Raw genomic sequence first — 12,364 nt, 5'->3', positions numbered from 1 at the left:
GCTCAGCGACGACGGCCCTTCTTGTCGTCCTTCACGTGGCCGCGGAAGGTCCGCGTGGGGGCGAACTCACCGAGCTTGTGGCCGACCATCGACTCGGTCACGAAGACCGGCGTGTGCTTGCGACCGTCGTGCACGGCGAAGGTGTGACCGAGGAAGTCGGGCGTGATGACCGACCGACGGGACCAGGTCTTGATGACGTTCTTGGTCCCCTTCTCGTTCTGCACGTCCACCTTCTTCTGAAGGTGGCCGTCGACGAAGGGGCCCTTCTTCAGGCTGCGAGGCATGTTCCAGGCTCCTTATCAGCGCTTCTTGCCGGTGCGGCGACGGCGGACGATCAGCTTGTCGCTCGGCTTGTTCGGACGGCGGGTGCGACCCTCCGGCTGGCCCCAGGGGCTCACCGGGTGGCGTCCACCGGAGGTCTTGCCCTCACCACCACCGTGCGGGTGGTCGATCGGGTTCATGGCGACACCGCGCACGGTCGGGCGCACGCCCTTCCAGCGCATGCGGCCGGCCTTGCCCCAGTTGATGTTCGACTGCTCGGCGTTGCCGACCTCGCCGACCGTCGCGCGGCAGCGCAGGTCGACGTTGCGGATCTCGCCCGACGGCATACGCAGCTGGGCGTAGGGGCCGTCCTTGGCGACGAGCTGCACCGAGGCGCCGGCCGAACGGGCGATCTTCGCACCGCCACCGGGCCGCAGCTCGATGGCGTGGATGACCGTACCGGTCGGGATGTTGCGCAGCGGCAGGTTGTTGCCGGGCTTGATGTCGGCGCCGGCGCCGGCCTCGACCACGTCACCCTGCGACAGCTTGTTCGGGGCGATGATGTAGCGCTTCTCGCCGTCCGCGTAGTGCAGCAGCGCGATGCGCGCGGTGCGGTTGGGGTCGTACTCGATGTGCGCGACCTTCGCCGGCACGCCGTCCTTGTCGTGACGACGGAAGTCGATCACGCGGTACTGGCGCTTGTGGCCACCACCCTTGTGGCGGGTCGTGATGCGACCGGAGTTGTTGCGGCCACCCGTCTTCGACAGGGGACGGACCAGCGACTTCTCCGGCTGCGAGCGCGTGACCTCGACGAAGTCGGCGACGCTCGAGCCGCGGCGGCCAGGCGTCGTCGGCTTGTACTTACGGATTCCCATGGGATTCAGTCCTCGATCTGCTCTGTCCGGGTCAGCCGACCGGACCGCCGAAGATGTCGATCGTTCCCTCGCGGAGGGTGACGATCGCGCGCTTCGTGTCCTTGCGCTTGCCCAGGCCGAAACGCGTGCGACGCGCCTTGCCCTTGCGGTTGATCGTGTTCACCGAGTCGACCTTGACGCCGAAGACCTTCTCGACCGCGATCTTGATCTCGGTCTTGTTGGCCCGCGGGTCCACGACGAAGGTGTACTTGCCCTCGTCGAGGAGGCCGTAGCTCTTCTCGGAGACGACCGGCGCGAGCAGGATGTCGCGCGGGTCCTTCTGCACGGTGGTCACTTGGTGGCCTCCTCGTCGGCGGCGGCGTCCGCGGCCTCGGACTCGGTGGCGGTCGCCTTCGCGCCCTTGACCGGGCCCTCGAGGAACGCGGCGAGCGCGTCCTGCGTGAAGACGACGTCGTCGGAGACGAGGACGTCATACGTGTTGAGCTGGTCGGCCGCGATCAGGTGGACCGTCGGCACGTTGCGCAGCGACAGGATCGTCGCCTCGTCCGAGCGCTCGATCACCACGAGCACGTGCTCGCGCTCGGTCAGGGTCGCGAGCGTCTTGAGCGCGGTCTTGGTCGACGGCGTGCCGTCGACGCCGAAGCCGGCCACGACGTGCACGCGCCCGGCGCGGGCGCGGTCGGACAGGGCGCCACGCAGCGCGGCGGCCTTCATCTTCTTGGGGGTGCGCTGGTCGTACGAGCGCGGCTGCGGGCCGTGGACGGTGCCACCGCCGGCGAACTGCGGAGCGCGGGTCGAGCCCTGACGGGCGCGGCCGGTGCCCTTCTGCTTGTACGGCTTCCTGCCACCGCCGCGGACCTCGCCGCGGGTCTTGGTCGCGTGCGTGCCCTGACGCGCGGCGGCGCGCTGGGCGACGACGACCTGGTGGATCAGCGGGACGTTGGTGACGACGTCGAACACCTCGGCGGGCAGCTCGGCCGTGCCGGCCTTCTTGCCCGCGGCGTCCAGGACGTCAACAGTGAGGGAAGTCATGCGGTTCACGCACCCTTCGCGGCGGTCTTGACGACGACGACGCCACCCTTGGGGCCGGGAACCGCGCCCTTGACGAGCAGCAGACCCTTCTCGGCGTCGACCGCGTGGACGGTCAGGTTCTGGGTGGTCTGACGGGCGTTGCCCATCCGGCCGGCCATGCGCAGGCCCTTGAACACGCGCGACGGCGTCGACGCGCCACCGATCGAGCCCGGCTTGCGGTGGTTGCGGTGCGAGCCGTGCGAGGCGCCCACACCGGAGAAGCCGTGACGCTTCATCACACCGGCCGTGCCCTTGCCCTTGGTCGTACCGCTGACGTCGACCACGGCGCCGGCCTCGAAGGCCGCGGCGGTGATCTCCTGGCCGACCGTGTAGGTGGCCGCGTCGGCGGTGCGGATCTCGGCCACGTGACGGCGCGGCGTGACGCCGGCCTTCTCGAAGTGGCCCTTGAGCGGCTTGGTGACCTTGCGCGGGTCGATCTGGCCGACAGCCAGCTGGACGGCGCTGTAGCCGTCGGTCTCGGTCGTGCGGACCTGGGTCACCACGTTGGTGTCGACCGCGACGACCGTGACGGGCACCAGGCGACCGGCCTCGTCCCACAGCTGCGTCATGCCGAGCTTCTTGCCCAGCACCGCGGTCACGTTCTTGTGCAGGTTGCTCATCTCTCGCTCCCCTGCCTCAGAGCTTGATCTCGATGTTCACGTCGGCAGGCAGGTCGATACGCATGAGCGAGTCGACGGCCTTCGGCGTGGGATCGATGATGTCGATGAGCCGCTTGTGCGTGCGCATCTCGAAGTGCTCGCGGCTGTCCTTGTACTTGTGAGGCGACCGGATCACGACGAAGACGTTCTTCTCCGTCGGGAGCGGCACCGGGCCCACCACAGTCGCACCGGCGCGCGTCACCGTGTCGACGATCTTGCGCGCGGAGCTGTCAATGACCTCGTGGTCATAGGACTTGAGCCGGATGCGGATCTTCTGTCCCGCCATGGCGTCGTCTGACTCTCTCTCTCGAACCGCTACTGTCCGACCCCCGCGCTCGGGCGTGTCGCTTAGCGACCCGCTCGAAGTCCTGGGGACCGTTGATTGTGATCGATCAGGGACCGACCACGACGAATGTCTGGCCTGCCGAACCCTCTCCCTGAGGACGTGCGTCCCACCGGGGCCGGGTCAGATCGGGGCGCTCAGGTGTGATGAACAGACGGCGACCCCGCGAACCCCTCCTGGAGGGGGACCCGATCCAGCCGGCGCCTTCGACCCTCGGCCAGGCTCACTGGGGAGCATGGCCGCTGTGGTCCGCGCGGCTGCGGTGCAACACACTGTTCGACACGAGAAAGAACGCGCCCGTGACAGGCAACTTCCCTAGTGTGCCATACGGCCCGGAGGAACCCAAGCCGGAGGGCTGTGACGCTGCACCCAGCGCCAGCCGGTGCGGCGCCATCCGACGGCGGCGCGCACGCGCAGAGGCCCGGACCCCCGACGGGGGCCCGGGCCTGAGGCGATGGAGCTCAGCTCAGCGCAAGATCACTTGATGATCTTGGTGACACGGCCGGAGCCGACGGTGCGGCCACCCTCACGGATGGCGAAGCCGAGGCCCTCCTCCATGGCGATGGGCTGGATCAGCTGGACCGTCATCTCGGTGTTGTCGCCGGGCATGACCATCTCGGTGCCCTCGGGCAGCGTGATGACGCCGGTGACGTCCGTCGTGCGGAAGTAGAACTGCGGACGGTAGTTCGAGTAGAACGGGTTGTGACGGCCGCCCTCGTCCTTGCCCAGGATGTAGACCTGAGCCTCGAAGTCGGTGTGCGGGGTGATCGAACCCGGCTTGACGACGACCTGGCCGCGCTCGACGTCCTCGCGCTTGATGCCGCGCAGCAGCAGACCGGTGTTGTCACCAGCCTGGGCCTGGTCCATCGACTTGTGGAAGGTCTCGATGCCCGTGACCGTGGTCTTCTGGGCGGCGCGGATGCCGACGATCTCGACCTCGGAGTTCAGGTTGAGCGTGCCACGCTCGACCTTGCCGGTGACGACGGTGCCACGACCGGTGATCGTGAAGACGTCCTCGATCGGCATGAGGAACGGCTTGTCGAGGTCGCGCTCCGGCTCGGGGACGTTCTCGTCCACGGCCTCCATGAGCTCGATGACCTTGGCGGTCCACTCGGGGTCGCCCTCGAGCGCCTTGAGGCCCGAGACGCGCACGACGGGAGCGTCGTCGCCGTCGAAGCCCTGCGACGACAGCAGCTCGCGGACCTCCATCTCGACGAGCTCGAGGATCTCCTCGTCGTCGACCATGTCGGACTTGTTGAGCGCCACGAGCAGGTAGGGGACGCCGACCTGACGGGCGAGCAGGACGTGCTCACGCGTCTGGGCCATCGGACCGTCGGTGGCGGCGACCACGAGGATCGCGCCGTCCATCTGGGCCGCGCCGGTGATCATGTTCTTGATGTAGTCGGCGTGCCCAGGGGCGTCGACGTGAGCGTAGTGACGCTTAGGCGTCTCGTACTCGATGTGCGCGATGTTGATCGTGATGCCGCGCTGCTTCTCCTCCGGCGCGGCGTCGATCTCGTCGAAGTTGCGCTGCACGTTAGCCGGCAGGTCCGGGTAGGTGTCGGCGAGCACCTTCGAGATCGCGGCGGTCAGCGTCGTCTTGCCGTGGTCGACGTGCCCGATCGTGCCGATGTTGACGTGCGGCTTGGTCCGCTCGAACTTGGCCTTAGCCACTGGGGTCCTCCTGGGACTCGTTGTTGTTCCCGAACGTTGCGAGACTCGGCTGGAAAGCCTACCTCCCGCGGGGCGACGGGGTTTGCCTACAGGTTGATGGTGAAGCTGGTCGACCTGTGGGGACTCACTCGCCCCGGGTCTTCTTGATGATCTCGTCAGCAACGTTGCGAGGAACCTCGGCGTAGCTGTCGAACTGCATCGAGTACACCGCACGGCCCTGGGTCTTCGACCGAAGGTCACCGATGTACCCGAACATCTCGCTCAGCGGCACCTGGGCGCGAACGACCTTGACGCCGGTCGCGTCCTCCATGGACTGGATCATGCCACGGCGGGAGTTGATGTCGCCGATCACGTCACCCATGTACTCCTCGGGCGTGCGCACCTCGACTGCCATGATCGGCTCGAGGAGCGCCGGGTCGGCGCGCTTGACGCCCTCCTTGAGGACCATCGAGCCGGCGATCTTGAACGCCATCTCGGAGGAGTCGACCTCGTGGTAGGCGCCGTCGAGCAGCGTGGCCTTGACGCCCACGAGCGGGAAGCCCGCGAGCACGCCCTGCTGCAAGGCGGACTGGATGCCGGCGTCAACCGACGGGATGTACTCGCGCGGGATGCGGCCACCGGTGACCGAGTTCTCGAACTCGTAGAGCTCGCCCTCGGAGGTGTCGAGCGGCTCGAAGGTCACCTGGACCTTGGCGAACTGGCCCGAGCCACCGGTCTGCTTCTTGTGCGTGTAGTCGACCTTCTCGACCTTGCGGCGGATGGTCTCGCGGTAGGCGACCTGCGGCTTGCCGACATTCGCCTCGACCTTGAACTCGCGGCGCATACGGTCGACGAGGATGTCGAGGTGGAGCTCGCCCATGCCGCCGATGACGGTCTGGCCGGTCTCCTCGTCGAGCTTGACGCGGAAGGTCGGGTCCTCCTCGGCGAGCTTCTGGATCGCCGTGGAGAGCTTCTCCTGGTCGGCCTTCGTCTTGGGCTCGATGGCCACGTCGATGACCGGCTCGGGGAAGGTCATCGACTCGAGGATGACCTGCGCGTTCGAATCGCACAGGGTGTCACCCGTGGTGACGTCCTTGAGGCCGATGAACGCGTAGATGTGGCCCGCCGACGCCTCGTCGACCGGGTTCTCCTTGTTGGCGTGCATCTGGAAGATCTTCCCGATGCGCTCCTTCTTGCCCTTGGTCGAGTTGACGACCTGGGCGCCCTGCGCCACCTTGCCCGAGTAGACGCGGATGAAGGTGAGCTTGCCGAAGAACGGGTGCGCGGCGATCTTGAACGCGAGGGCCGCGAACGGCTCGGTCGCGTCGGGGTGCCGCTCGATGACCTTCTCGTGGTCCTTGACGTCGGTGCCCTTGATGGCCGGGACGTCGAGGGGCGAGGGCAGGTAGTCGACGACGGCGTCGAGCATGGGCTGGACGCCCTTGTTCTTGAACGCCGAGCCGCACAGGACCGGGAACGCCTCGCCGGTGATGGTGAGCTTGCGGATGCCGGCCTTGATCTCGGCGACCGTCAGCTCCTCGCCGCCCAGGTACTTCTCCAGCAGCTCCTCGTCCGTCTCGGCGACGGCCTCGATGAGCTCCGAGTGGTACTGGTCGGCCTTGTCGCGCAGGTCGGCGGGGATCTCCTCGACCGTGTACTCGGCGCCCAGCTTGGTCTCGCCGCGCCAGACGATGGCGCGCATCTCGACCAGGTCGACGACGCCCTCGAAGTCGTTCTCAGCGCCGATCGGGAGCTGGATGACCAGCGGCTTCGCCTTGAGGCGGTTGATGATGGTGTCGACCGTGAAGTAGAAGTCGGCGCCCAGCTTGTCCATCTTGTTGACGAAGCAGATGCGCGGCACGTCGTACTTGTCGGCCTGGCGCCACACCGTCTCCGACTGGGGCTCGACGCCCTCCTTGCCGTCGAACACCGCGACGGCGCCGTCGAGGACGCGCAGCGAGCGCTCGACCTCGACGGTGAAGTCGACGTGGCCGGGCGTGTCGATGATGTTGATCTGGTTCTTGTTCCAGAAGGCGGTCACAGCAGCGGACGTGATCGTGATGCCACGCTCCTGCTCCTGCTCCATCCAGTCGGTCGTCGAGGCGCCGTCGTGCGTCTCACCGATCTTGTAGTTGACGCCCGTGTAGTACAGGATCCGCTCGGTCGTCGTCGTCTTGCCGGCATCGATGTGCGCCATGATGCCGATGTTCCGGACCTTGTTCAGGTCGGTCAGCACGTCAAGTGCCACGGTGGGGTCCCCTTGTCGGTGGAGGTGATGCGCCTGCGGCCCTGGGGGCAGGTCACCCCCAGGGCCGACGGACGACTACCAGCGGTAGTGAGCGAACGCGCGGTTCGACTCAGCCATCTTGTGCATGTCCTCGCGGCGCTTGACCGCGGCGCCGAGGCCGTTCGAGGCGTCGAGGATCTCGTTCATGAGGCGCTCGGTCATCGTCTTCTCGCGGCGGGCGCGCGAGAAGTCGGTCAGCCAGCGCAGGGCCAGCGTCGTCGAGCGCGTCGGACGCACCTCGACCGGGACCTGGTAGGTCGCGCCACCGACGCGGCGAGAGCGCACCTCAAGGGCCGGGCGGACGTTCTCCAGCGCGCGCTTGAGCACGACGACCGGGTCCTGGTCCGTCTTGGTGCGGACACCCTCCAGGGCGCCGTAGACGATGGCCTCAGCCGTGGACTTCTTGCCGTCCAGCAGGACCTTGTTGATCAGCTGGGTGACGACGGGGGACCCGTAGACCGGGTCGGCGATGAGCGGCCGCTTGGGGGCCGGACCCTTACGAGGCATCAGGCCTTCTCCTTCTTGGCGCCGTAGCGGCTGCGAGCCTGCTTGCGGTTCTTCACGCCCTGCGTGTCAAGGGCGCCGCGGACGATCTTGTATCGGACACCGGGCAGGTCCTTCACACGACCACCGCGCACGAGCACGATCGAGTGCTCCTGCAGGTTGTGGCCGACGCCGGGGATGTACGCGGTGACCTCGATGCCCGAGGACAGCTTGACGCGGGCGACCTTGCGCAGGGCGGAGTTCGGCTTCTTGGGGGTGGTGGTGTACACGCGGGTGCACACGCCGCGCCGCTGCGGGGAGCCCTTGAGCGCGGGGGTCTTCGACTTCCCCGGCTTCGTGGCTCGGCCCTTGCGGACGAGCTGCTGGATCGTAGGCACTACGTCTCCGTCGTCTTGTCGGCTACGGGAGACCGGCCGGTCCCCGTCGGATGTATCAGGCTGTGCGTGCCGACAGCAGACGGCACGCAGTCCTCACGAAGGGACCGCTGCGCCACTTACCACCGGCTCGATGGCCCGGATCGGCCGCGGCTGTCACAGGACGCCGGCAGCGGGATCGCGGGATGCCCGGGCACTCACATCGCCACACCCACCAGGGCAGTCGACCAAGGTCGAACTGTCGTCAGCGGGCGCGCGACGGCACGGGCACAGTCGTCAAGACTACCCGCCACGCCGCGCAGGGGCAAAAGCGCAGCGCTGTGACGTTGGCCGCCTTGGCGGCGAGGTCCCCCAACGGCCGAGGCGCCCCCCGTCGTGGACGGGGGGCGCCTCGGTGTCGGTCAGGCGGAGGGCCGGATCAACGGAAGTCGCCGAAGTCCAGGTCCTCCAGCGGGATCGCCTCGCCCGAGCCCATGCCGAGCGTCGGGAAGTCGATCTCGTCGTAGCCGAAGCTCGGGTACAGCTCGGCCTTGGCCTGCTCGGTCGGCTCGATCTCCACGTTGCGGTAGCGGGGCAGGCCCGTGCCGGCGGGGATGAGCTTGCCGAGGATGACGTTCTCCTTCAGGCCCAGCAGCGGGTCCCGACGCCCGCTCATGGCCGCCTCGGTGAGCACGCGGGTCGTCTCCTGGAAGGAGGCGGCCGACAGCCACGAGTCGGTCGCGAGCGAGGCCTTGGTGATGCCCATGAGCTCCGGACGGCCCGAGGCCGGGTGGCCACCCTCCGCCACGGCGGCGCGGTTGGCGTCCTCGAAGCGCGTGCGCTCGGCCAGCTCGCCCGGCAGCAGCGTCGTGTCACCCGAGTCGAGCACGGTCACGCGGCGCAGCATCTGCCGCACGATGACCTCGATGTGCTTGTCGTGGATGTCCACGCCCTGGCTGCGGTAGGTCTCCTGGACCTCGTCCACCAGGAACTTCTGCGCGGCGCGCGGGCCGAGGATGCGCAGGACCTTCTTCGGGTCGCGCGCGCCCTGGACCAGCTGGGTGCCGACCTGCACGTGCTGGCCGTCCTCGATCATCAGACGGGCGCGCTTGGAGACCTGGTAGCGGATCTCCTCCGAGCCGTCGTCGGGCGTCAGGACGAGCTGGCGCGAGCGCTCGGCGTCCTCGATGGCCACGCGGCCGGTGAACTCCGCGATGGGCGCCTCACCCTTGGGGGTGCGGGCCTCGAAGAGCTCGGTGACGCGCGGCAGACCCTGCGTGATGTCCTCGGCCGAGGCGACACCACCGGTGTGGAAGGTGCGCATCGTCAGCTGCGTGCCCGGCTCACCGATCGACTGCGCCGCGATGATGCCCACGGCTTCGCCGATGTCCACGAGCTTGCCCGTGGCCAGCGACCGGCCGTAGCACTTGGCGCACGTGCCCACGCGCGACTCGCAGGTGAGCACCGAGCGCACCTTGACGGTCTCGACGCCCGCGGCCAGCAGCGCCTCGATCTCGGCGTCGCCCGCGTCCTGCCCACCGCGCGCGATGACGTTGCCGTCCGCGTCGGTGACGTCGACGGCGAGCGTGCGCGCGTAGATCGACGTCTCCACGCGAGAGTGCGGCACCAGGGTGTCGCCGAGGCGCTCGGCCACCGGGAGGGTCAGACCGCGCTCGGTGCCGCAGTCCTCCTCGCGGATGATGACGTCCTGCGAGACGTCCACGAGACGACGGGTCAGGTAGCCCGAGTCCGCGGTGCGCAGCGCCGTGTCGGCCAGACCCTTACGGGCGCCGTGCGAGGCGATGAAGTACTCCAGGACGGACAGGCCCTCGCGGTAGTTGGACTTGATCGGGCGCGGGATGATCTCGCCCTTCGGGTTCGCCACGAGGCCGCGCATACCGGCGATCTGGCGGACCTGCATCCAGTTACCACGGGCGCCCGAGGACACCATGCGGTACAGCGTGTTGCGCGCGTTCGACTCGAGGTTCTCGCGCATGACCTTGGCGACCGTGTCGGTGGCCTGGGTCCAGATCTCGATGAGCTCCTGACGGCGCTCGTCGTCGGTGATCAGACCGCGCTCGAACTGCTGCTGCACCTTGAGGGCACGCTGCTCGTGCTCGTCGAGGATCTCGTTCTTGACCGCCGGCATGGCGACGTCGGAGATGGCGATGGTCACGCCCGAGCGGGTCGCCCACTTGTAGCCGGCGTCCTTGAGCGCGTCGAGCGCCGCGGCGACCTCGACCTTCGGGTACGACTCGGCCAGGTCGTTGACGATCGCCGAGAGCTCCTTCTTGCCGACCACGCCGTTCTGGAACGGGTAGTCGACCGGCAGGGCCTCGTTGAAGACCGTGCGCCCCAGGGTCGTCTCGAACAGCATCGGGACGTCGGGCTCCCAGCCCTCGGGCTCCTCACCCGGCTCGAAGACCACGTCCGACATGCGGATCTTGATCTTCGCGTTGAGGTCCAGCGCGCCACGGTCGAACGCCATGATGGCCTCGGCCTGCGAGGAGTACACGTGGCCCTCGCCGACGGCGCCCGGGCGGTCGGACGTCAGGTGGTGCAGGCCGATGATCATGTCCTGCGAGGGCATGGTCACCGGACGCCCGTCCGACGGCTTGAGGATGTTGTTGCTCGACAGCATGAGGATGCGCGCCTCGGCCTGGGCCTCGGCCGACAGCGGCAGGTGCACGGCCATCTGGTCGCCGTCGAAGTCCGCGTTGAACGCGGCGCACACGAGCGGGTGCAGGTGGATGGCCTTGCCCTCCACGAGCTGCGGCTCGAACGCCTGGATGCCCAGGCGGTGCAGCGTGGGGGCGCGGTTGAGCAGCACGGGGTGCTCGGTGATGACCTCTTCGAGCACGTCCCACACGACCGAGCGGGTGCGCTCGACCATGCGCTTGGCGCTCTTGATGTTCTGCGCGTGGTTGAGCTCCACGAGGCGCTTCATCACGAACGGCTTGAACAGCTCGAGCGCCATCTGCTTGGGCAGACCGCACTGGTGCAGCTTGAGGGTCGGGCCGACCACGATGACCGAACGGCCCGAGTAGTCGACGCGCTTGCCGAGCAGGTTCTGGCGGAACCGGCCCTGCTTGCCCTTGAGCATGTCCGAGATCGACTTGAGCGGGCGGTTGCCCGGGCCGGTCACCGGACGGCCGCGACGGCCGTTGTCGAACAGCGAGTCCACGGCCTCCTGCAGCATGCGCTTCTCGTTGTTCACGATGATCTCGGGCGCGCCGAGGTCGAGCAGACGCTTGAGGCGGTTGTTGCGGTTGATGACGCGGCGGTACAGGTCGTTCAGGTCGCTCGTGGCGAAGCGGCCACCGTCGAGCTGCACCATCGGGCGCAGGTCCGGCGGGATGACCGGGACGGCGTCGAGCACCATCGCGGTGGGCGAGTTCGTCGTCGTCAGGAAGGCGTTGACGACCTTGAGGCGCTTGAGCGCGCGGGTCTTGCGCTGCCCCTTGCCCGAGCGGATGATCTCGCGCAGGTTGGCGGCCTCGGCGTCCAGGTCGAAGCTCTCCAGGCGCTTCTGGATCGCCGCGGCGCCCATCGAGCCCTCGAAGTAGGTGCCGTAGCGGTCCTGCAGCGAGCGGTAGAGCATCTCGTCGCCCTCGAGGTCGGCGACCTTGAGGTTCTTGAAGCGGTCCCACACGGTCTCGAGGCGGTCGAGCTCGGCGTCCGCGCGCTTGCGCAGGTTGGCCATCTCACGCTCGGCCGCGTCACGCACCTTGCGGCGCGCGTCAGCCTTGGCGCCCTCGGCCTCGAGCTCGGCGAGGTCCTGCTCAAGCTTGGTGGCGCGGGCGTTGATGTCGTTGTCGCGGCGGTCCGCGATCTCCTTCTTCTCCAGGTCGATCTCGTTCTGGAGACGCGGCAGGTCCTCGTGACGGCCCTCGTCGTCGACCCACGTGATCATGTAGGCCGCGAAGTAGATGACCTTCTCCAGGTCCTTGGGCGCGAGGTCGAGCAGGTAGCCCAGGCGCGAGGGCACACCCTTGAAGAACCAGATGTGCGTGACGGGGGCGGCCAGCTCGATGTGGCCCATGCGCTCACGGCGGACCTTCGAGCGCGTGACCTCGACACCGCAGCGCTCGCAGACGATGCCCTTGAAGCGCACGCGCTTGTACTTGCCGCAGTAGCACTCCCAGTCGCGAGTCGGGCCGAAGATCTTCTCGCAGAACAAGCCGTCCTTCTCGGGCTTGAGCGTGCGGTAGTTGATGGTCTCGGGCTTCTTGACCTCACCGTGCGACCACGCGCGGATGTCGTCCGCGGTGGCCAGGCCGATGCGCAGCTCGTCGAAGACGTTGACGTCGAGCAAAGTGTCCTACTTCCTCAGAAACTCAGATGATCGTCTAGGTGCG

The 12,364-nt window shown here is 67.9% G+C and carries 11 protein-coding genes; all 11 read right to left on the bottom strand.

From position 1 onward, the window contains the following. Positions 1 to 2: 2 nt before the first annotated feature. The 11 genes from rpsS to EV386_RS17435 all read right to left on the bottom strand — a co-directional run bounded on the left by rpsS (position 3) and on the right by EV386_RS17435 (position 12,321). On the bottom strand, positions 3 to 284 hold the full coding sequence (gene rpsS / locus EV386_RS17485) for a 30S ribosomal protein S19 (protein ID WP_012867940.1): 282 nt from the start codon (positions 282 to 284) through the stop codon (positions 3 to 5). A gap of 15 nt (positions 285 to 299) precedes the next feature. Continuing rightward, positions 300 to 1,136, bottom strand: a complete 837-nt coding sequence (gene rplB, locus EV386_RS17480) for a 50S ribosomal protein L2 (RefSeq protein ID WP_130416547.1) — start codon at positions 1,134 to 1,136, stop codon at positions 300 to 302. Positions 1,137 to 1,167: 31 nt separating this feature from the next. Continuing rightward, on the bottom strand, positions 1,168 to 1,470 hold the full coding sequence (gene rplW, locus EV386_RS17475; protein WP_130416546.1) for a 50S ribosomal protein L23: 303 nt from the start codon (positions 1,468 to 1,470) through the stop codon (positions 1,168 to 1,170). After that, complete coding sequence (rplD, locus tag EV386_RS17470; protein ID WP_130416545.1) at positions 1,467 to 2,168, bottom strand: 50S ribosomal protein L4; 702 nt, start codon at positions 2,166 to 2,168, stop codon at positions 1,467 to 1,469. Before rplD ends, rplW begins: the two co-directional genes overlap by 4 nt. A gap of 5 nt (positions 2,169 to 2,173) precedes the next feature. Then, positions 2,174 to 2,827 (bottom strand): 50S ribosomal protein L3, encoded by a 654-nt coding sequence (gene rplC, locus EV386_RS17465; protein ID WP_130416544.1) that lies wholly within the window; start codon positions 2,825 to 2,827, stop codon positions 2,174 to 2,176. Positions 2,828 to 2,843: 16 nt separating this feature from the next. Next, complete coding sequence (gene rpsJ / locus EV386_RS17460) at positions 2,844 to 3,152, bottom strand: 30S ribosomal protein S10 (RefSeq protein ID WP_012877409.1); 309 nt, start codon at positions 3,150 to 3,152, stop codon at positions 2,844 to 2,846. 534 nt (positions 3,153 to 3,686) lie between these two features. Further along, positions 3,687 to 4,883 (bottom strand): elongation factor Tu, encoded by a 1,197-nt coding sequence (gene tuf / locus EV386_RS17455; RefSeq protein ID WP_130416543.1) that lies wholly within the window; start codon positions 4,881 to 4,883, stop codon positions 3,687 to 3,689. A gap of 124 nt (positions 4,884 to 5,007) precedes the next feature. After that, a complete protein-coding gene (gene fusA, locus EV386_RS17450; RefSeq protein WP_130416542.1) occupies positions 5,008 to 7,110 on the bottom strand; it encodes an elongation factor G in 2,103 nt (700 codons plus the stop codon). 75 nt (positions 7,111 to 7,185) lie between these two features. Then, positions 7,186 to 7,656 (bottom strand): 30S ribosomal protein S7, encoded by a 471-nt coding sequence (rpsG, locus tag EV386_RS17445; protein ID WP_129205575.1) that lies wholly within the window; start codon positions 7,654 to 7,656, stop codon positions 7,186 to 7,188. After that, positions 7,656 to 8,030: a 30S ribosomal protein S12 gene (gene rpsL / locus EV386_RS17440; RefSeq protein WP_130416541.1), complete on the bottom strand. Its 375-nt coding sequence runs from the start codon at positions 8,028 to 8,030 to the stop codon at positions 7,656 to 7,658. The genes rpsG and rpsL overlap by 1 nt, the downstream gene beginning before the upstream one ends. Before the next feature lie 415 nt (positions 8,031 to 8,445). Continuing rightward, on the bottom strand, positions 8,446 to 12,321 hold the full coding sequence (locus tag EV386_RS17435) for a DNA-directed RNA polymerase subunit beta' (protein ID WP_130416540.1): 3,876 nt from the start codon (positions 12,319 to 12,321) through the stop codon (positions 8,446 to 8,448). Between the last annotated feature and the right edge of the window lie 43 nt (positions 12,322 to 12,364).

The organism is Xylanimonas ulmi, assembly GCF_004216535.1.
GTDB lineage: Bacteria > Actinomycetota > Actinomycetes > Actinomycetales > Cellulomonadaceae > Xylanimonas > Xylanimonas ulmi.
This window is presented reverse-complemented; position numbering and strand designations above follow the sequence as displayed.

Bases quoted from the DNA above. Each gene is read 5' to 3' on its own strand.
- rplC (WP_130416544.1), bottom strand. From the start codon at position 2,827: ATGAGCAACCTGCACAAGAACGTGACCGCGGTGCTGGGCAAGAAGCTC.
- rpsG (WP_129205575.1), bottom strand. From the start codon at position 7,656: ATGCCTCGTAAGGGTCCGGCCCCCAAGCGGCCGCTCATCGCCGACCCG.
- rplD (WP_130416545.1), bottom strand. From the start codon at position 2,168: ATGACTTCCCTCACTGTTGACGTCCTGGACGCCGCGGGCAAGAAGGCC.
- rpsS (WP_012867940.1), bottom strand. From the start codon at position 284: ATGCCTCGCAGCCTGAAGAAGGGCCCCTTCGTCGACGGCCACCTTCAG.
- rpsJ (WP_012877409.1), bottom strand. From the start codon at position 3,152: ATGGCGGGACAGAAGATCCGCATCCGGCTCAAGTCCTATGACCACGAG.
- rplB (WP_130416547.1), bottom strand. From the start codon at position 1,136: ATGGGAATCCGTAAGTACAAGCCGACGACGCCTGGCCGCCGCGGCTCG.